At 61.8% G+C, this 19,548-nt stretch carries 19 protein-coding genes, 1 tRNA gene and 1 pseudogene; 9 read left to right on the top strand and 12 right to left on the bottom strand.

What is annotated here, in order from left to right; all coding sequences use genetic code 11:
• Positions 1-30: 30 nt before the first annotated feature.
• On the bottom strand, positions 31-1,026 hold the full coding sequence (moaA, locus tag FJ958_RS03610) for a GTP 3',8-cyclase MoaA (protein WP_140739963.1): 996 nt from the start codon (positions 1,024-1,026) through the stop codon (positions 31-33).
• Between the two features lie 192 nt (positions 1,027-1,218).
• Between moaA and FJ958_RS03605 the strand changes: the two genes are divergently transcribed.
• Complete coding sequence (locus FJ958_RS03605) at positions 1,219-1,572, top strand: DUF971 domain-containing protein (RefSeq protein WP_140739515.1); 354 nt, start codon at positions 1,219-1,221, stop codon at positions 1,570-1,572.
• 93 nt (positions 1,573-1,665) lie between these two features.
• Positions 1,666-2,277: a pyridoxamine 5'-phosphate oxidase family protein gene (locus FJ958_RS03600; protein ID WP_140739512.1), complete on the top strand. Its 612-nt coding sequence runs from the start codon at positions 1,666-1,668 to the stop codon at positions 2,275-2,277.
• Between the two features lie 23 nt (positions 2,278-2,300).
• On the opposite strand, the gene FJ958_RS03595 is transcribed toward FJ958_RS03600, so the two are convergent.
• Positions 2,301-2,753, bottom strand: coding sequence for a MarR family transcriptional regulator (locus FJ958_RS03595; RefSeq protein WP_140739509.1), 453 nt, complete (start codon positions 2,751-2,753; stop codon positions 2,301-2,303).
• Between the two features lie 47 nt (positions 2,754-2,800).
• On the opposite strand from FJ958_RS03595, the gene FJ958_RS03590 reads away from it, so the two are divergent.
• The gene (locus FJ958_RS03590) at positions 2,801-3,706 is read left to right on the top strand and encodes an alpha/beta hydrolase (RefSeq protein ID WP_140739506.1); all 906 of its coding nucleotides are present in this window, start codon (positions 2,801-2,803) and stop codon (positions 3,704-3,706) included.
• An 11-nt stretch (positions 3,707-3,717) separates the two neighbouring features.
• Here the strand turns inward: FJ958_RS03590 and FJ958_RS03585 are convergent, their stop codons facing one another.
• Positions 3,718-4,113, bottom strand: coding sequence for a rhodanese-like domain-containing protein (locus FJ958_RS03585; protein WP_140739503.1), 396 nt, complete (start codon positions 4,111-4,113; stop codon positions 3,718-3,720).
• A gap of 114 nt (positions 4,114-4,227) precedes the next feature.
• Between FJ958_RS03585 and FJ958_RS03580 the strand changes: the two are divergent.
• Positions 4,228-4,499, top strand: a pseudogene (locus FJ958_RS03580) (SDR family oxidoreductase); the annotation flags it as partial.
• Between the two features lie 211 nt (positions 4,500-4,710).
• Positions 4,711-6,591: a murein L,D-transpeptidase gene (locus FJ958_RS03575; RefSeq protein ID WP_140739501.1), complete on the top strand. Its 1,881-nt coding sequence runs from the start codon at positions 4,711-4,713 to the stop codon at positions 6,589-6,591.
• A gap of 242 nt (positions 6,592-6,833) precedes the next feature.
• Here the strand turns inward: FJ958_RS03575 and FJ958_RS03570 are convergent, their stop codons facing one another.
• The 3 genes from FJ958_RS03570 to FJ958_RS03560 form a co-directional block, all read right to left on the bottom strand.
• Positions 6,834-7,091: a PepSY domain-containing protein gene (locus tag FJ958_RS03570; RefSeq protein WP_140739498.1), complete on the bottom strand. Its 258-nt coding sequence runs from the start codon at positions 7,089-7,091 to the stop codon at positions 6,834-6,836.
• Between the two features lie 148 nt (positions 7,092-7,239).
• Positions 7,240-7,314: transfer RNA gene (locus tag FJ958_RS03565), tRNA-Val, on the bottom strand.
• 138 nt (positions 7,315-7,452) lie between these two features.
• Entirely contained in the window at positions 7,453-8,136 is a 684-nt protein-coding gene (locus FJ958_RS03560; protein WP_140739495.1) for a phosphoglycolate phosphatase, read from the bottom strand.
• A 253-nt stretch (positions 8,137-8,389) separates the two neighbouring features.
• Here FJ958_RS03560 and rpiA point away from each other — a divergent pair, with 253 nt between their 5' ends.
• The 3 genes from rpiA to gor all read left to right on the top strand — a co-directional run bounded on the left by rpiA (position 8,390) and on the right by gor (position 11,237).
• Entirely contained in the window at positions 8,390-9,121 is a 732-nt protein-coding gene (gene rpiA / locus FJ958_RS03555; RefSeq protein ID WP_140739492.1) for a ribose-5-phosphate isomerase RpiA, read from the top strand.
• Complete coding sequence (locus tag FJ958_RS03550; protein ID WP_140739489.1) at positions 9,108-9,728, top strand: DUF2059 domain-containing protein; 621 nt, start codon at positions 9,108-9,110, stop codon at positions 9,726-9,728. The genes rpiA and FJ958_RS03550 overlap by 14 nt, the downstream gene beginning before the upstream one ends.
• A 120-nt stretch (positions 9,729-9,848) precedes the next feature.
• Positions 9,849-11,237 carry a glutathione-disulfide reductase gene (gene gor, locus FJ958_RS03545; protein WP_140739486.1) on the top strand — a complete coding sequence of 463 codons (1,389 nt, stop codon included), beginning with the start codon at positions 9,849-9,851 and terminating at the stop codon, positions 11,235-11,237.
• Between the two features lie 229 nt (positions 11,238-11,466).
• On the opposite strand, the gene mgtE is transcribed toward gor, so the two are convergent.
• The 5 genes from mgtE to FJ958_RS03520 form a co-directional block, all read right to left on the bottom strand.
• Positions 11,467-12,831 (bottom strand): magnesium transporter, encoded by a 1,365-nt coding sequence (mgtE, locus tag FJ958_RS03540; protein ID WP_140739484.1) that lies wholly within the window; start codon positions 12,829-12,831, stop codon positions 11,467-11,469.
• 271 nt (positions 12,832-13,102) lie between these two features.
• Positions 13,103-14,995 (bottom strand): ABC transporter ATP-binding protein/permease, encoded by a 1,893-nt coding sequence (locus FJ958_RS03535; RefSeq protein ID WP_181176271.1) that lies wholly within the window; start codon positions 14,993-14,995, stop codon positions 13,103-13,105.
• Positions 14,996-15,321: 326 nt separating this feature from the next.
• Complete coding sequence (locus FJ958_RS03530; RefSeq protein WP_140739479.1) at positions 15,322-15,636, bottom strand: hypothetical protein; 315 nt, start codon at positions 15,634-15,636, stop codon at positions 15,322-15,324.
• A 63-nt stretch (positions 15,637-15,699) separates the two neighbouring features.
• Entirely contained in the window at positions 15,700-16,380 is a 681-nt protein-coding gene (locus tag FJ958_RS03525) for a DsbA family protein (protein WP_140739476.1), read from the bottom strand.
• 16 nt (positions 16,381-16,396) lie between these two features.
• Positions 16,397-18,217 (bottom strand): extracellular solute-binding protein, encoded by a 1,821-nt coding sequence (locus FJ958_RS03520; protein WP_140739473.1) that lies wholly within the window; start codon positions 18,215-18,217, stop codon positions 16,397-16,399.
• Positions 18,218-18,450: 233 nt separating this feature from the next.
• On the opposite strand from FJ958_RS03520, the gene FJ958_RS03515 reads away from it, so the two are divergent.
• A complete protein-coding gene (locus FJ958_RS03515) occupies positions 18,451-19,080 on the top strand; it encodes an invasion associated locus B family protein (RefSeq protein WP_140606916.1) in 630 nt (209 codons plus the stop codon).
• A 92-nt stretch (positions 19,081-19,172) separates the two neighbouring features.
• On the opposite strand, the gene hspQ is transcribed toward FJ958_RS03515, so the two are convergent.
• The gene (hspQ, locus tag FJ958_RS03510) at positions 19,173-19,496 is read right to left on the bottom strand and encodes a heat shock protein HspQ (protein ID WP_027027770.1); all 324 of its coding nucleotides are present in this window, start codon (positions 19,494-19,496) and stop codon (positions 19,173-19,175) included.
• Between the last annotated feature and the right edge of the window lie 52 nt (positions 19,497-19,548).

Here is a 19,548-nt window from a genome sequence, read left to right as displayed (position 1 = left end):
AGGCGAACCTTGCACAAATCGGCGGCTGGGTCAGCCGCCCGTCACGCTCATATGCCGTGACACCGATGGGCGGCTGGTGCGACGATCGATGATGAAATCATGGCCTTTCGGCTTGCGGCCGATGGCTTCGTCGATTGCGTCGGCGACAAGTTCGTTGCCCTCGGATGCGCGCAACGGCGCGCGCAGGTCGGCCGCATCCTCCTGGCCGAGGCACATATAGAGCGTGCCCGTGCAGGTCAGCCTGACCCGGTTGCAGCTCTCGCAGAAATTATGCGTCATCGGCGTGATGAAGCCGAGTTTTCCGCCGGTCTCGGCGACATGGACATAGCGGGCCGGGCCGCCGGTCTTGAAGGGAATATCGGAAAGCGTGAACTCGCGCTCCAGAGAAGCGCGCAGCAGCGAGAGCGGCAGGTACTGGTCGGTCCGGTCGGCGTCGATCTCGCCCATCGGCATGGTCTCGATGACGGTCAGGTCCATGCCGCGGCCATGCGCCCAGCGCATCATCCCGGGCAATTCGGCGTCGTTGAAATCTTTCAGCGCAACCGCGTTGAGCTTGACCTTCAGTCCGGCCGCCTGAGCGGCGTCGATCCCCTCCATGACCTTGCCGAGATGACCCCAGCGGGTGATCTGGTGGAACTTGTCGGCATCGAGCGTGTCGAGCGAGACGTTAATGCGTCTGACGCCACAATCGGCAAGTTCCGCGGCGAAGCGCGACAGTTGCGAGCCGTTGGTGGTCAGCGTCAGTTCTTCCAGCGCCCCGCTGGCGAGATGGCGCGACAGCTGGCGTACCAGGTGCATGATGTTCTTGCGCACCAGCGGCTCACCGCCAGTGAGGCGCAGCTTTCTGACACCCTTTTCGATGAAGACGGAGCAGAGCCGATCCAGCTCTTCCAGCGACAGCAGGTCCTTCTTCGGCAGGAAGGCCATGTCCTCGGCCATGCAATAGGTGCAACGAAAATCGCAGCGGTCGGTGACCGACACTCTGAGATAACTGATCGTGCGACCGAAGGGGTCGATCATGTCCATGTTCGAACGTTCCGTGGCCATTACCGGCGTCGTTATATACGGCTATGTGATACGATCCAACCCGCCATTCAAGATAGCCGGCCTTGATCTTTGGTAACATTCCCCGACCGACATCGCGCGTCGGCACCCTCCAAGCCTTTTCGCACGGCACGAAGCAGCGTAGGAAAGGGGCGATTTCAAGCAGGACCGATCATGACGGCGCCAAAAGAATTGAGGGTCTCCAAGGACCGCAAGCTGCTCACCGTGACGTTTCCCGGCCATCAGCCGTTCGAACTGTCGGCGGAACTCTTGCGCGTGGTATCGCCGTCGGCGGAGGTGCAGGGCCATTCACCGGATCAGCGGGTGACGGTTCCCGGCAAGCGCAATGTGGCCATCCTGAAGATCGAGCCGGTCGGCAACTATGCGGTGCGCATCACTTTCGACGATTTCCATGACACAGGCATCTTCACCTGGAACTACCTTCACACGCTCGGGCACGAGAAAGACGAGCGCTGGAGTGCTTACCTAGCGGAACTTGCGGAAAAGGGCTTGAGCCGTGACCGCTGACCTCAGCGCCGAAATCAACTTCGGCGACCGGTTGTCGTCAAATCGTCATGGACGTGGCGTAGCGCCGGCAAAAGGTTCGCGGGAGGGAAGAAGATGTCGGTCATCTCATCGGTCGAGCAGTTGGAGGCGCTCTACGGACTGCCCGGCGAAGCCTCGCTGGTCAAGGAACTCGACCATGTCATCCCGGAATATGCCGCCTTCATCAACGCCTCGCCGTTCGTTGCCCTCTCAACCAGTGGGCCGGAGGGGCTGGACTGCTCGCCACGCGGCGATCTCGCCGGCTTCGTGCGTATCGTTGACACGAAAACGCTGATGATGCCGGACCGGCGCGGCAACAACCGCGCGGATTCGCTGAGGAACATCATCAGGGATCCGCGCGTCGGCCTGCTGTTCCTGGTGCCGGGCTCCGGCACGACGCTGCGCATCAACGGCCGGGCGCATATCACCACCGATACAGCACTTTGCGCGTCGTTCACCGTGGACGGCAAGCCGGCGCGCTCGGTGACCGTCATCGATGTCGATACGGTCTACTTCCAATGCGCCCGCGCCATCGTGCGGTCGCAATTGTGGAACCCGGCCAGGCATGTCGACCCGAAGTCGCTGCCAACGCCCGGACAGATCCTGGAAATCACCAGCCGCAGGAACATCGACGGCGAAACCTATGACAAGGAATGGCCGGAGCGGGCGAAAAAATCGATGTGGTAAGTGGATGCCTGGCCAAGCGACGGTCAGGCTTCCTTCAGCACTTCGGTGATCTTGCGCATCTGCTCGCCGATCATGTCGCATTGTTCCGGCGTCGACTGGCTCATCGCCTTTTCGATCAGCGCCATATGCACTTTCAGCGCCTGCATCAGCAGCGTTTCGCCGGCTTCGGTCAGGGCGAGGCGCAGGATGCGCTTGTCCTTCTCGTCGCCTTCGCGGCGCAGCAGGCCACGCGTTTCCAGCTGCGGCAACAGCATGGTGATGTTGGAGCGGCCGACGAGCAGCTTGCGGGCAAGGTCGTGCTGCGACATGCCGGGATGGCGGTAGAGGTTCATCAGCACGTCGAGCTGCGCCGGCTTCAGGTCGAGCGGCGCAAGTTTCACCGCCAGCGTGCGCTCCAGCACATGGCAGGCGCGCGCCACCGCGACCCAGTTGCGAAAACGCGGGTTGTCCCAGGGTAGCTCTTGTCTATTGTTCATCTTTGAACTATTATGTTCATGCTTGAACGTATGGATGGATTCTCACTATGGCATCATTCGGGCTGAAGGTCATCCGAGGTGTGTTTGGTGCGGGCGAACATATCGCGCCGCGTATCACCGGGCGCGCGGCTTTCGAACTGTTCTGCCGTACGCCAAGCACCAGGGCGCTCACCGACGGCGAGCGCCGCGCCATCGACCGGGCTGCCGGGTTCATGGCCGAAGCGCGCCATCATCGGCTGAAGACCGCGACCGGTTGCATGATGGTGCATGAATTCCGGCCGCAGCCGGGCAGGGCTGCCGCAGGCACGGTGCTTGTCGTCCACGGCTGGCGATCGCGCACCGAATATATGCGCGCATTGATCGAGGGCTATCGCGCGGCCGGCTACAGGGTGGTTTCGCTTGACCTGCCCGGCCACGGCCAGTCGCAGGGCCGCAGACTGAACATGGTCAACGCGGTGGACGCGGTGCGGGTTGCCGGCGAGTGGTTTGGCCCCTTTGCCGCGGCGGTCGGTCATTCCTTCGGCGGTGCCATCGCGGCCAATGCCATTGCCGGGTCCATCAAGAACATCCAGCCGCTGGCGGCCGGACGTCTTGTGCTGATCGCGGCACCAAGCTCCTTGCCGGCGATCTTCGCCGACTTCAGCCGCATGCTCAACGTCGGCCCCCGCTCGCAGGTTGCCATGGCGGACCGCGTCGAACACCTTTCCGGCCGGCCGCTGCATGAATTCACCGGTGACCGCCAGCTCGCCCAGGCGCCCGTGCCGACCTTGGTCATCCACGCGCCTGACGACCGCGAGGTGCCGGCCGAACATGCAAGACGTTATGCCGGTGCCGGCCGCCATGTGCGGCTCCGGTGGGCCGAAGGGCTCGGCCATCGCCGCATTCTTGCGGACAGGGGCGTGGTTGAACACGCCGTCGCCTTCGTGGCCCGGGAGCCGTCGCCGCTCCACTGAGCAGCCTCGGATTATTTTTTCTTTTCGCCAGGCTCTACAGGCAGTCCAGCCGCCTTCCAGGCGGTATAACCGCCAAGAATATGCTTGACCGGCGTGAGCCCCATGTCCTGTGCGGTCTTGGTGGCCAGTGCGGAGCGCCAGCCGCCGGCGCAGAAGAAGACAAAGCTTTTCCCCGAAGCGAAGAACGGCTTGTGGTAGGGACTTTCCGGATCGATCCAGAATTCCAGCATGCCACGGGTGACATGCTTGGCGCCGGGGATCCTGCCGTCGCGTTCGATCTCGCGAGGGTCGCGCAGGTCGACGAAGACGGTGCCTTCGTCCTCGAGCAATCCTGCCGCTTCCTCCGGGGAAACCACTTCGATCTCGGCGTTCGCCTCGTCGAGCAGTTCGCGATACCCTTTTTTCACGGTCGTCCCTCACTTGCTGGCTGGTTCGAATTTCGAGCACAAGAGCCTGCGTTTGTCACGCGGCGTTGGTGCCAACCACCGTCTTCCACGCGGCCATCGCCCCGGCTACGGTTCGCGAGCAGGGCGGCGCTGGTCGGCCTGACCAAGGCTCTGGCGCGAGACCTCGGTGCGCGCGGCATCACCGCCAATGTCATCCATCCGGACTCGACCGATACCGACATGAACCCGGCGGACGGCCCCATGCCGAACACCAGCGCCAGGAGATGGCGACGCCGCGATTCGGCAAGGCCGAGGAGATCGCTGGCATGGTGGCGTGGCTCGCCGGTCCGGAAGGCCGTTTCGTCCCCGGCACCGCACCGACCATCGATGGCGGCGCTAACGCCTGAAGGCGCCTGGATCCCCGCGACTGGGGCGGAAATACCTCCGCTCCAGCCGTCACGACGTTGTGAAACCGTTCTGCAACAGCCCCGCCGAAATTTATGGAAGCTTAACCAAATCGGTATGAATCGGTATAGTCGCGCCTTACATCCGCCATGCGGTGAGCGAGACGGTCTAGCGTGCGGAACGGGAACCGGTTGCGACCGGAGCGGGTGATTCATGAAATTCGTTGGTAACAAAGCAACCGTGCTGCCGCTGATGGCGATGACGGCGACGCTTGCTTTCGGCGTGCCCCAGGCAGGGGCGCAAGGGCTCTTCGAGATGTTGTTCGGCGGCGGCGTCAGACACCAGCCGCAGGGCGAGTTTCCGCCGCCACCGAAGCACAAGCCGAAAGCGCCGGGGGGCGGCGATGGCGGGGTAAAAATCAGCAGCCCGTCCTACTACACATACAAGGCCGACAAGCTGGTGCGCGTCGACTTCTCGAAACTGTCCTCAGCGCCACAGCCCGCGACACCCCAGGACGCCGCGTTCGTTCCATCCACCACGGGGGCCGCTTTTCACGACGCCATTGCCGGTCTCGGCGACTACGAACTCTATGCCGAACCCGACGTCGCCAAGGCGCTGATCGCGTACTATTCGGCCAACCCGGACTTCATCTGGGTGAGTGGAACCGGCCCCAACAACCGCGCCCAGGATGCGGTGCGGGTGCTCGGCGAGGCTGCAAGCTACGGCCTCACGCCCGCCGACTACACTGTCGACGTGCCTGCCGCGAGTTCGTCCTCGGCGGATGACGCGGCCAAGTTGAAGGAACTCCTCCGCTTCGAGATGGCGCTGTCGGCGCGCGTGTTGCGCTACGCGCATGACGCCCAGAGCGGCCGTGTCGAACCCAACCGGATGACCGGCTATTATGATTTCCCGGCCAAGCCGCTCGACATGGTCGGCGTGCTGAAGACGCTGGCGCATACGCAGGAAGTTCGCACGTATCTGGAATCGCGGCATCCGCAGAATGCCGAATATCAGGCGCTGCGTGTCGAACTGGAGTCCCTGCGGGCGAGCGAGGAAAACGAGATCGTCGTGGATCCAAAGCTGCTGCTGAAGCCCGGCGAAACCAGCCCCGAACTGCCGAAGCTGCTGTCGCTGATCGCGCGCAATCTCGATGACGAGATGGGCGGCACCTATGGAGAGCTGCTGTCGCGACTGGCGACCAGCGAGATCTACGTTCCCGAACTGGTGCCGCTGATCAAGGCGGTGCAGCAGAAGAAGGGCATGAAGGGCGACGGCGTCATCGGTCCGCGTACGGTCGCCCTGCTGGCTGGCACGTCGAAGGCCGACAGATTGCTCAAGGTGCAGGTGGCGCTGGAAGAACTGCGCTGGCTGCCGTCCGATCTCGGCAGCCCGCGCGTCTTCATCAACCAGCCAGCGTTCACCGCCAGCTACGTCGACAATGGCGAAGAGAAGCTGAAGACACGTGCCGTCGTCGGCCGGGTCACCAACCAGACGGCATTCTTCTACGACCAGATCAAGCAGGTCGACTTCCATCCCTATTGGGGTGTGCCGCAGTCGATCATCGTCAACGAAATGCTGCCCAGGTTGCGCAGCGATCCCGGCTATCTCGACCGCGCCGGGTATGAGGTGACCGATGCGCGCGGCAAGCACATTCCGTCCTCGGCGGTCGACTGGGGCGCTTATGGTGCGAACATTCCCTACAATGTGCGCCAGCAGCCAAGCGAGGCCAATGCGCTGGGTGAACTGAAGATCCTGTTCCCCAACAAGCATGCGATCTACATGCACGACACGCCGCAGAAATCGTTCTTCAAGCAGGATATGCGCGCGCTCAGCCATGGCTGCGTGCGCCTGCAGGATCCGCGCGGCATGGCGGCGGCGGTGCTCGGCACCTCGGTCGATTATGTCGCCGAGAAGCTGAAGCATGGGCACTCGACCGAGGATGTGACGCGCAAGATTCCGGTCTATGTCGCCTACTTCACCGCCTGGCCCGACATGTCCGGCAAGGTCGAGTATTTCAACGATGTCTACGACCGCGATTCCCGGCTGAAGCAGGCGCTGGACGCGACCGAGGCGGTGCGCTCGCCCTCGAGCTGATCAAAGCGTATTGCGCTTTGAGTTCTTTTTTTTGTGCATGTCGTTGTCCCAAAACCGTTGCGCACTTTTGGGCGACATGCGCTATCGCTCCGACAGCGGGGCGCCGGAATCCGGCGTCTCGGCCGGCGGAAAGGGCGGCATCATATTCCAAGGATGGGCATTTCGCGGCGCGTCCGGGGACCCTCCACGGGCGCCCCGAGACCGGGCATATCCATCCAATCCGAGGATATCTGCAGGCGCCCCTATTTGGGCTCGGCCGTCACCGGATCGTAGGTGATTTCGACCTTGGCCTTGTCCGAGGTGTAATAGGTGACGGTGTAGGCGCCACTGTCCCAGTCGACTTCCTTCACGTAGCGAAACCCATCGCGCTGCTCGACCTTGGCGATGATCTCCGACAGTTTCTTGGCATTGGCCGGCGGCAGCGGCTTTTCATCCGCGGCCAGAGCCGGAGCGGCAGCGAGAAGAACGGCGACGCTGGTCGCCAGAAGAAGTCTGGACATGGTTTTCCCTCAAGTTTCGACGGAAGGAAACTCGCTGGGGTTGTGGTTGGTTCCAGACGGATGCGGTACGCGCCTGGCTATGGCCGCGCAGGCTGCAATTTTTTCCGCTTCGGCGCGAAGATAGAGCCGGATAACCATTTGGGAAAAATGGTGGGCGATGCAGGGATTGAACCTGCGACCCCACCCGTGTGAAGGGTGTGCTCTCCCGCTGAGCTAATCGCCCGCTCGTTGCCCGAAGGCCAAGCGAGCCGCGATATAAGGGAGGGCAGCCGGTTAAGTCAAGGCGGTGTCTGGTGTTCTCACAGGGATCGGTTTTTTCGCTCTTTCGGGTCAGTCCTGGTTAGTGCCGAGACCTATCCGCTCAGTGCCCTGCGGCAGCGATCAGCCTTTGCGACAGATCGAGCGTCAGCGCGTCGAAATGGGAGATGACCGCCGAGGGTTCGAATTCGCGCACATGACGGTCGGTATAGCCGAAATCGACGGCGACGACGGGAATGCCGGCGGCCTTGGCGGTGTCGATATCGGTTTGCGAATCGCCGACCATCAGGGCGCGGTGTGGATCGCCGCCCGCCAGTCGGATGGTTTCGGTCAGATGGCGCGGGTCGGGTTTGCGGAACGCGAACGTATCCTGTCCGGCGATTGCCGCGAAATGTCTGGTCAAGCCGAGCGCCTCGATCAATGCCCGCGAGTTGGCCTCGTATTTGTTGGTGCAGATGGCCAGCAGATAGCCTGCGTTCTCGAAGCGTGCGATCGCATCGATGACACCGGGGTAGGGACGGGATTTGCCGGGAATGTTGTCGGTGTAGTGATCGAGGAACAGTTTCAGGAGCCGGTCATGCTCCGCGACATCAAGCGATCGCTGCTGCGCGGCGTGCGCCCGCTCTATCATGACGCGGCCGCCATGGCCGACAAAGCGCCTGAAGCCGGCCTCATCGACGGCCGCGAGTTCGCTGGCGGCCAGGCTGTGGTTGAGGCTGTCGAGCAGGTCCGGCGCCGTGTCAATCAGCGTTCCGTCGAGATCGAACACGATGATCGGGCGACTCATGATCCATCCTGCGCAGGGTTGTACATCGGCAGGCGATAGCGGCTGCGACGCGCCAAGGCAAGCAGACCGGTGGATAGCCGCCAAGGGCTTTGACCGAGCCTGCAAAAATGCTACGAGCCCGAAACACCAAAGCGCGTCGCGTCGAAACGGACCATACGGCGGGCTTTGGTTCTTTGTTCTATGCATGTCGTTTTCCCAAGATCGAGATCACTTTTGGGCGGCATGGGTCAGGGTTCCGGGGCAGCAAAGCGGCATGGATGCGAGGCAATTGAAGGTCGAGGCCGCGCGGGCGGCCCTTGCCCATGTCACGGACGGCATGCGGCTCGGCATAGGCACCGGCACCACCGCCGAGGAGTTCGTAAGGCTGCTTGCCGACAAGGTCGCCACCGGCATGAGGATAACAGGTGTGCCGACTTCGGAGCGCACCGCTTTGCTGTGCCGCGAGCTTGGCGTGCCATTGTCGACGCTTGAGGAAACGCCCGAGCTCGATCTGACCGTCGACGGCGCCGACGAGGTCGACCCGGAACTGACCCTGGTCAAGGGCGGTGGCGGCGCGCTGTTGCGCGAGAAAATCGTGGCCGCGGCCTCGCGGCGCATGATCGTCATTGCCGACCAATCGAAAATGGTCGAGACGCTCGGCCGGTTTCCCTTGCCTATCGAAGTCAACCAGTTCGGCCTGCGCGCCACCGAGATCGCGGTGGCCGCCGCGGCTGGAAATCTCGGCCTTTCCGGTCCGGTTACATTGAGGATGACGGGAGGCCAGCCTTTTGTTACAGACGGCGGCCATTTTATCCTCGATGCATCTTTTGGCCGCATTCCGGATACAAGAGCGCTTTCGAATGCTCTCCACGCCATTCCGGGCGTGGTCGAGCATGGTCTTTTCATCGGGCTGGCGTCAGCGGCCATCATCGCCGGCGGCGACGGCATCCAAACCGTCCATGCCGCCCGAAAACCAGGGAGTTCTACCGACCATGATGTTGTATAACCGGGTTCGCGGCCTTTGCGCCGTTCTGGCGGCCTCGGCTGTCTTGGCCTTCTCCTCGCCGGCGTTTTCGCAGGATGTCACGGAATCGCACCTGAAGGCGGCCCGGGCAGCAGTCGCGGCGATCCATGCGACCGACTCCTTCGACAACATCCTGCCGCAGGCAGCCGCTGCCCTCGAATCGCAGCTCATCCAGAAGAATCCGGATATGCAGGAACTGATCGGCAAGACGGTCAACGAGAAGGCGATGGCACTGGCCTCGCGCCGCGCCGATCTCGAGAAGGAAGCGGCTCTTGCCTATGCGAAGGTGTTTTCCGAAAAGGAACTCAATGATATCGCGGCCTTCTACAGTTCCGAGTCCGGCAAGAAGCTGCTCGACAGCGGCCCGACCGTGACGCGTGATTTGGTCAAGGCTGCCGACATCTGGCAAAACGGCCTCGCCCGCGATCTGGCCCAGCAGGTCGGCGAGACCCTGGCAGCGGCTGCCAAGGCCGCGGCACCAGCCGCGCCCGCGCCTGCAAATGGAGCCGCACCTGCCGACAATGCAGCCCCGGCAGATGGTGCGGCACCCGCCGACGGTTCGGCTCCTGCCGACGACACGCAGAACTGACCTTGCATCTTCAAATGCGGCCTTGGCCGCCGTCTGTGAAGCCCGGCTTGTCCGGGCTTTTCTTTTGGCCGTTTGCGGCCTACCTGTCACTGACGTTTTCCGACGTCCAAGGAGCCGCTTATGGCCGGTTATGACTACGATCTCTTCGTTATCGGCGGCGGCTCGGGCGGGGTGCGTGCGGCGCGCATCGCCGCGGCACTTGGCAAGCGCGTCGGCATCGCCGAGGAATACCGTTTCGGCGGCACCTGCGTCATTCGCGGCTGTGTGCCGAAGAAACTCTATGTCTATGCTTCGCAATTCCCGGAGCATTTTGCCGACGCAGCCGGCTATGGCTGGACAGTGCCGGAAGCTAGTTTCGACTGGCAGACGCTGGTCGCCAAGAAGGATCGCGAGATCAGCCGGCTGGAAGCGATCTACAAGAAGAATGTGCAAGGCGCCGGCGGCGAGCCCTTCCATTCACGGGCCATGATCGTCGATCCGCACGTGGTGCATCTTCTGGGCGAGGACCGCACCGTCACCGCCGACCAGATTCTGATCGCCACCGGCGGCCGCCCGGCGGCGCATCCGGCGCTGCCCGGCCACGAGCACTGCATCTTCTCCAACGAGGCTTTCGACCTCACGGCGCTGCCGAAGGCGATCATGATCGAAGGCGGCGGCTATATCGCGGTCGAGTTCGCCAACATCTTCCACGGCCTCGGCGTCGACACCACGCTGGTCTATCGCGGCAAGGAGATTCTCAGCCGCTTCGACATGGACCTGCGGCGCATGCTGCACGAGACGATGGAAAAAAAGGGGATAAGGATACTGTGCCATTCGGTGACAGAGTGGGTGCGCAAGCGGCCGGACGGCCGGCTCGACGCCCTTCTCACCAGCGGCAAGGTGCTAACGGTCGATCAGGTCATGCTTGCCATCGGGCGCGTCCCCAACACCGAGAATATGGGCCTCGAAGGCATCGGCCTCGAGATGACCGCGATCGGCGCGATCAAGGTCGATGACTATTCCCGCACCAATATCGACAACATCTGGGCGATCGGCGATGTCACCAACCGCGTGCAGCTGACCCCGGTGGCGATCCATGAGGCGATGTGCTTCGTGGAGACGGCATTCAAGGACAACCCGACCGCGCCCGATCACCAGACGATTGCCACCGCCGTCTTCTCGCAGCCGGAGATTGGCACCGTGGGCCTGTCGGAAGACGAAGCCGTCAAGCGTTTCGCCGATATCGAGATCTATCGCGCCAGTTTCCGGCCGATGCGCCATACGCTGTCGGGCCGTGACGAGAAGATGCTGATCAAGCTGGTGGTCGATGGCGCCTCGCGCAAAGTGCTCGGCGCCCACATATTGGGGCCGGATGCGGGAGAGATGGCGCAACTGCTCGGCATTCCGCTGAAGGCAGGGCTGACCAAGGATGATTTCGACCGGACCATGGCGGTACACCCGACCGCCGCGGAAGAACTCGTCACCATGTACAAGCCGACATACCGGGTGAAAGACGGCCAGCGCGTCTGATCTGTCGTCCGCTGCCAGCGGCTTGCCGTCAAAGGGGAGCAATCAATGTCCGTCGCCCCCGCTCAGCTCAGCACCGCTTGCTCGTGACTTTGGCGGACGCATCGATCTGGTCGTCGACCAGGCCGTCGAGGAGGAGCGCATTGTCGGCGCGCCTCCTTTTCGCTCGACGGGGCGAAGTTCTCTTCAGCCGCGCCGCCAGCCTTTGCCGGCGGCGGAGACAGTTGTCGTGCTACAGCAGCGTGCCGCGCAAGATGACCAGCGCCACCGAGAAATAGATCACCAGCCCGGTGACATCGACCAGCGTGGCGACGAACGGGGCCGATGCGCTGGCGGGGTCGAAGCCGATCCTCTTCAGAGCGAACGGCAGCATCGACCCGGACAGGGAGCCAAAGGTGACGATACCGACCAGTGCCGCCCCGACCGTCGCCGCAATCAGCGGCCAATGCGGGCCGTAATCGTAGAAACCCATATATTGCCAGAGTGCGATGCGGCAGATGCCGACCAGACCCAGCATCGAGCCGAGCACCAATCCGGTCGGCAGTTCGCGCAAGGCGACGCGCCACCAGTCGCGCAGCCCGATCTCACGCAGCGCCAGCGCGCGGATGACCAGCGAGGTCGCCTGCGAGCCGGAATTGCCGCCGGAGCTCATGATCAGCGGAATGAACAGCGTCAGCACGATCGCCTTTTCCAGCTCTCCCTCGTAGCTTTGCATGGCGTTGGCCGTCAGCATCTCGCTGATGAACAAGGCGCAGAGCCATCCGCCGCGCTTCTGGATCATCGCGAGGAAGCTCATCTTCATGTAGGGCTCGTCAAGCGCTTCCATGCCGCCGAAGCGATGCACGTCCTCCGTCGTCTCTTCGATCATCGTGTCGATGATGTCGTCGATCGTGACAATGCCGAGAATCTTGCCGTGATCGACGACGGGGACCGCGAGCAAATCGTATTTCGAGATCGTCTGCGCCAGATTTTCACGATCGGTCAGCGGGGTGACCGTCACCGGTACGCGGTCCGGCGCCACGGACATGATGGAGTCGTCCGGCTCCCCGGTGATAAGCCGGCGCAAACCGGTCGACCGCACCAGGAGATGCGTTTCCGGATCGACGATGTAGATCGCGTAGACGGTTTCGCGCGTCCGCTCGACCTTGCGGATGTAATCGAGCGTGCGCCCAACGGTCCAATCGGACGGAACGCTGACGAATTCGGTCGTCATGATCGATGCGGCGCTGCCTTCGGGATAACCCAGAATGGAAAGAAGGGTCGCGCGCAGTGGCGGCGCCAGCGCACCGAGCAGCTCGGAGCGAGCCGGTTCGTCGAGCTCGCGCAGGATGTCGGCTGCCCGGTCGACCGACATGGCGGTGAGCAGCTTGCTTGCCTTGGGGCGGGGCAGGGCCTCCACGAGTTCGGGCGCGCCTTCGAGCTCAGGCTGATCGAATATCTCGACCAGCCGCTCGAAAGGCACGGCGCAAAGCAGATCCGTCGCCGTTTCGCGCGGTTCATGGTTGAGCGCCTCGACGACGTCGGCGACGTGGTCGTTTGCAAGGATGCGGGCGATGGCGACGGCCTCGTCGTCCGCTACGGGAGAAAAATCGTTCATGGCTCACTCCTTGCCGTCCGGCAGGACATGAACCATTCAGGTCACGTCTAGGCGGACGGCGGTTGCGTTCGACTAATACTGTCGCCAGGCATGGCGTGGTGACCTTTCCGCTTGCGGGTTCGGATTTGACTATCAGCAAGCCGGCGCAACATAGGAGCGCGCCTTGCCGAGTCAATCACACTGAGGAAGGAAAACGGTGCCTGACGGCCCCGATCGCGAGACTGTGATCGCCCCCTGCCGTATTGCCCGGCAAGTCGTGGGGAAATCATCGTTATTTCTGCTTGAGCCGACGCGAGAAGCGCAGCCATTTGTCCTCGACCGGCTGTGGCTGAACCAGAATTGTGGTGAGTTCGACCGGCAGCGTCGGAGCCAGGGGCTTCTTGTTGGCGACGCCGTCGGCGATCACCACCATGCTGTGGTAGAACTCGGTGCCGGCGACAGATCTCGGCGCCACGGCTTCGTGCATGACGCTGATCACAGTCACGTCGGGACAATTGTCCTTGATAGCCTGGTGGAAGGCAATCTTGCCATCCGGGTCGAGCGCACCGGTCGCTTCATCGAGGAACAGCAGTCCGGGCTGTTGCAGTATGATGCGGGCCACCACCAGCTTCTGCTTCTGGCCGCCCGACAGCACCTGATCCCAGTTTTTGCCCTCACGGCTTTCATCGGCCATATGCTCGATGAAGTCGCCAAGGCCAGCCTTGTGCAGCGCCGCGGCCACTTGCGCATCGCCATGATCGTGTTCGGAGCCAGGCAGGCAAACGAGCTGTTTCAGCGAGACCTGCTGCAGCTTGACCTCCTGGGCGGCATAGAAGCTCTTCACCCCTTCGGGGAAAACGATGGTGCCGCGACCATAGGGCCACAGGCCATTGATCGCCTTGATCAGCGAGGTCTTGCCGCAACCGGATTCGCCTTTCAGGAACGTCCACTCGCCGCGACGGAAGCGCAGGTTGGCAGCACTGAGGAACGGGGTCGCGTCCTCACCCTGATGCGCCAGTTCGAGTTTCTGGATGGTCAAACCGAAGACCGGATTCTGGGAGGCATAGTGGAAGTCGGAACAGCCGGTCTGGCTGTAGAACTCCTGCGGGTACTGAACATTCTCGATCGCATTGGCGAGTTCCGTCACACGTTGGCTGTTGGCGCGCAGCGTGGCGATGGCCGGCATGACATGGATGAACCAGGAACATTGGCCGATCAGCGAATTGACCAGTTCGGAGCCGGTTATGTAGCCCTTGAGATCGAGACCATTGTGGATGAACGGCACGAGGCCAGGCCCGTAGGCAACAATGCGGGCGCCGATGAAATTGTAGATCAGCTCGAACGACATATAGACGGTGTTGACGACGTTCAGCCGCGACCAGGTCCCGTCGATATCGGCATAAAGCCGGCGATGCATGGTCTTCTGCACGCCTTCGCCATTGGAAGCCGCGACGTGGAAACTGCGGCGCAGGAAGGTGGTCAGTTCGCCGCGGTAGCTGCCCTCGGCCTGCTGCATTCGGACGTTGAGGCGCTCGAGCAGGCCGCCGAGCTTGACCGCGATCCATGTGTTCAGCGGCACATAGGTGGCGACCGCCAGGAAGGCCAGGACGGCGCTGCCATAACTGCCTAGGAACCCCAGCCCCTTCACCTCGACGGAGGTTTCGAGCAGCTTCTGGCCGACGAAATAGAGTGAGGTCGCGACACCGAGCACGCCCATGGCGAGGCCGATGGCGCCGCCTGTCATGTCCTTGATCGATTCCTGGATGCGCTGGTCGATGTTGTCGGGAGCGGGCGTGCTGCCGCCTGGCGAAGCATGCTGGGCATGGAAATGGGTGTGGTTGCCATCCAGCAGGGCCTCGTTGAAGCGGCTGTCGAGCCAACCGCGCCATTTGCGGTGCAGCGTGACCGAGACAAGATTGCGGATCCCGGTAAAGCCGGCATCCTTGAGCACAACCAGCAAGGCAAGAATGCCGGCGTTGATCAAGAGCGTCCGCAGCGGCGTGGTGTTTGCGGCATCGTGGAAGAAGGCGATCGAGTTGACCAGTTCACCGGAGGCTTCGGCGAACCATACCCCCGCCTTGCTGGACAGAGCCGTGAGCAGCGCTATCACCAGCGTCAGCGTCCAGGCTTCCTTCCACCGGTCCGAAATCCAGTAGGCTCGCATGAGCCCCCAGAAACTGCGCATCGAGGATACCGGCGTCAAATGCGACTGCCCCGCGGCGTCGCTGCGTAGTCCATCCGGTACTGACTCTTGCGATCGTCTTCCGATCCGAATCACGATCCCGCCCAAACCTTTTTTGTTTTGTTACGGATGGTAACACCAATTGATCATTTTCTATTAATTTTTGTAGAGGGACAGCGGGATTGAAGTTCCGGGCGTGTCGCCAAGGCAACAGCACTGCCCTTCCAAATGTCGCTCCGAAGCTGACAAAAAGGCTATATAATATAAGGATGTCAGGTAGTTGTGAAATTGCAGGGCAGGGCGCGCCTACTTTCCCCTAGGGAAGGCATTCACACGAATTCGTGACGCATTTGGTTTGCCCGGCTGGCTGATTTTCTATTGCGCGCCAACCAGAATTCCCGAAGCACGCCGACCTTGCTGGCTGGTTCCTTGCCGTCATCATCCTTGCCGGCAGCCGAGAAATGGCCCGCGAGCGTCTTGGCGGAGACGTCACGCTTGTGGATCACCTCACCCCCCTTGAACCACATGCCTGACCATGGAGCCGGAATCGAGAATGTTGAAGTTACCGCCATTGGCCGGAAATCCGTCGCCGAACGGGTAGATGCCGAGAACTCAACAAGTCGCCGACCCGCCGTGCGAGGCATTGCCTGCTGTCCGATCCCTAAGGGACGTCCCCTGTTTGAGAGTGAAAGCCTGCCCGGACGGCGTCAGCCGACCGCGTCCAACTCGCCGCGCGCCTTGGCGGCCGCGACCTGGCGAATGGCATCAGCCAGGGTGTCGACATCCTGTGCGCCCATGACGGCATATTTGCCTTCGAGCAGGAAACAGGGCACGCCCGTTATGCCCATGCGCGAGGCTGTGGCGATCTCGGCGCGCACAGCTTCGACATCGGCGTCGGTCGGCAAGAGTGTAGCCACCACGGACGCGTCCATGCCGGCCTCGCGGGCGGCTTCGACCAACACGGCAGGGTCGCCGATGTTGACGCCTTCCTCGAAATTCAACTGGAAGAGGCGACGCACCAGCCTGTTCTGTACCGCTGCGCCGGCAGCGCCAGCCCAGCGGATCAGGCGGTGCGCATCCAGTGTGTTTGGCGCCACCTTGATGGCGTCGAAAGCAAAGGAAATGCCTTCTGCTTCGCCGAGCGGTTCGATGCGGCCATGAACCTCGCGAATGCGCTCGTCGCTGCCGAACTTGGCCAGCATATACTCCCGGCGGTCCTTGCCTTGCGGCGGAATGGTCGGATCGAGCTGGAATGGCCGCCAGCGTATAGTCACGTCCACATCGCCAGCCGCGGCGACCGCCCTGTCCAACCGCTTCTGGCCGATGAAGCACCAGGGGCAGACGACGTCGGAGACCACATCGATGGTTATGGCGTTCGCTTCGCTCATCTCGATCTCCGGGTTTTCAGTTCGGTTTGCGCCACCAGCTTGGCAGTTGATAACCGAATATGGGCGTCTTCCGCGGATGTTCCAGATAATTCCAGTAAGCAAGCCACTGCTGTGTGTTGTACTGCATCGGCACGATGTAGTTGCCGGAGATCAGCAGCCGATCGAGAACCCGGACAGCGGCCACATAATCCTCCTTGGTGCGTGCGTTCAGCATCGCATCGATCGCGGCATCAATCGCCGGGTCGGCGACTCCAGCGAGGTTGAAAGTCCCTTCTCTCATGGCCTCCGAAGAACTCCAGCGTCCGACCTGCTCGCTGCCTGGCGACAGCGAATTGTTGAAGCCGCTCGACCCGAACAGCATTTCGAAATCCAACCGCTGCTTTCGCGATTGGATTTGGTCGCCATCGAGGCTGCGGATGGTGACGTTGATGCCGATCTTCTGCAGCGTGCGCTGATAGATCGTGGCAAGGCGCTCTTCGTCCTGTGACGCGGCAATTATCTCGAAACCGAAAGGCTTTCCCTGAGGATCGAGCATTGTCCCGTCCTGCACATGATATCCAATGCTCTTCAGCAGATCGAAGGCAGCTCTCAACACCTTGCGGTCATTGCCTGATCCATCGGTGACCGGCGGCTGGTAAGTGCCGTCCATCACATCGGCGGGCACGCGGCCGGGGTAGGGGGCCAGAAGCGCCTTCTCCCGGTCGCTGGCTGGATGACCGAGCGCGGAAAGCTCGGAATTCTGCCAATAGCTCATCGTGCGCGTGTATTTGCCGTCAAACAGGTTCTTGTTGGCCCACTCGAAGTCATAGAGCATGCCAAGCGCCCTCCGCACGACGGGGTTGGAGAACTTCGGCAGTCTTGTATTGAACAGGAAACCGGTCACGACAGGTGGAATGCCGGTGTCGAAATTCTCTGCCTTCACATCGCCTTTGCGGAAGGCCGGAAAATCGATGTCGCGCTCGCGCTTGACCGGATCTGTTTCATCGTCAATGGCGCAGATGCCCTTCTTGAAAGCTTCCGTCTTGGCATTGGCGTTGAGGAAGTACTCGATCGTGATCTGATCGTAATTGTCAAAGCCGCGCTTCGAGGGGAGGTCCTTGCCCCAATAATCCGGGTTGCGCTTGAAGACGATGCGCTGGCCGGGCTGTACCTTGTCGACCGTGTAGGGTCCGCTGCCGATCAAAGGTTTCAGCGTGGTCTTGTCGAACGTCTCCTTGTCGAAGGCATGTTTCGGGATGATCGGCGTCAGCGCTATGATCAGCGGGAATTCGCGATTGGCTTTGTCATTGAAGGTGAAGCGCACACTGTGATCGCCGGTCTTCTCCAGCTTGGCAATCATGCTCATGCGGGCGCTGTAGGGCGGACGGCCCTTGGCGGTTAAGACGTCGTAGGTGAACAGCACATCCTCCGGGGTCACCGGCTCGCCATCCGACCATTTTGCACTGGGGTTGAGATGAAACTCGATGCTCTTGCGTTCGGAATCCATGTCGGCACTGTCGGCGAGCAGGCCATAGAGGCTGAAAGGCTCGTCATAGTTGCGCTGCATCAACGGTTCGAAGACCAGATTGCCGAAGATCGTGTCCATCATGCCCCGCGCCGTCGTGCGCAGGCTTTTCAGGATGAAAGGGTTGAGATTGTCGAAGCTGCCGACGACGCAATAGGTGATGCTGCCGCCCTTCGGCGCGTCAGGATTGACGTAGCTGAAATGCGTGTAGTCCGGCGGCAGGGCCGGCTCGCCCTGCATCGCAATCGCATATTTCGGCTCCGACTGCGCCGGCGCCAGTGACAGGGCGATAAATGATGTCGCGGTGATCAGCCAAACGAGAACGCGGCTCATGACCGTCTCCTTAACAGGTCGGCTCGATGATTCGGTGCGCACCCTAGCATGAGGCAAGTGTGTGCCGGCCAATGGCGTCACCAAGAATTACAAGTGGGCGGGCTGGATTCAGCACCGCTTGCAGTGTAACACGCCGTCCGAAGTCATTCTGTTGCCTCATTTCGGCAACAGGTAGCTGGACCACGCGGCACGAAGAAGCCGGTCCCGGGATCATTTGAGAGGAAGTGCACGACATGACGAGCCTGAACAGCAATGCGTACCGCCTTTCGGTCATGGCCGCGGGCGTGGCCGGCTTTCTGGGCGCAGGACTTCCCTCTGCTTCCGCACAGCAGCAGCCGCAAATCCCACAGGGCTGGTTCAAGGCCTGCACCAAGCAGGAGGACGTCGACATCTGCAACGTCCAGAACATCGTCACCGCCGGCAATGGCCAGCTCGTCACTGGTGTGAGCTTGATCGAGCTGAAGGGCAAAGTGAACCGTAAGGTGTTTCAGGTGACGGTCCCGACCGGCCGTCTGGTGCCTCCCGGCATCGGCCTGCAGATCGACACCGGCAAGGCGCAGAAGCTCGACTATGTCATCTGCTTCCCGGATCGTTGCGTGGCGGAAGTGCCGCTGACTGACCAACTGGTCGGGGCCTTCAAGAAGGGCCAGGCGATTACGCTCACCTCCGTCAATTTCCAGAACCAGCCTAACCCGATCAAGATCGCACTGCAGGGCTTCAGCGGCGCCTATGACGGCCCTCCGCTGCAGCAGTCTGATATCGAGGACCGGCAGAAGAAGCTGCAGGACTTCGTGGCCAAGAACAACCAGGACTTCGCCAAGAAGCTCAAGGACGAGCAGGACAAGGCGAAGACCGCCAACTGATCACCGGCATCGGGTCATTTCCTGGGTCAAAGAAAAAAGCGGGGTCATGCCCCGCTTTTTTCGTTCCCGGCCTTGCCTGGATTCCCGGCGGATCAGTGCCGCGACTGGCGTTTCGGCTCGTATCGCCCATCGGGCTTCTTGTCGAACATCTCCTTGATCTGCGGGTGGCGGACCGGCTCGCCGGACTGATCCTCGAGCAGGTTCTGCTCGGATACATAGGCGATGTATTCGGTTTCCGAATTCTCGGCGAGCAGGTGATAGAATGGTTGGTCCTTGCGCGGCCGCACATCGGCGGGGATCGCCTCGTACCATTCGTCGGTGTTGGCGAATTGCGGGTCGACGTCGAAAATGATGCCTCGAAACGGAAACAGGCGGTGGCGAACCACCTGTCCGATCGCGAATTTGGCCGTTTTCATCGTACTCACCACTGAATTCCTTGATTTTATTTGGCGCAGCCTCCGACTCAAT

The organism is Mesorhizobium sp. B2-3-5 (assembly GCF_006442395.1).
Classification (GTDB): Bacteria; Pseudomonadota; Alphaproteobacteria; order Rhizobiales; family Rhizobiaceae; genus Mesorhizobium.
The sequence above is the reverse complement of the archived record's forward strand: the minus strand, read 5'-3'. Positions and strand labels throughout refer to the sequence as shown.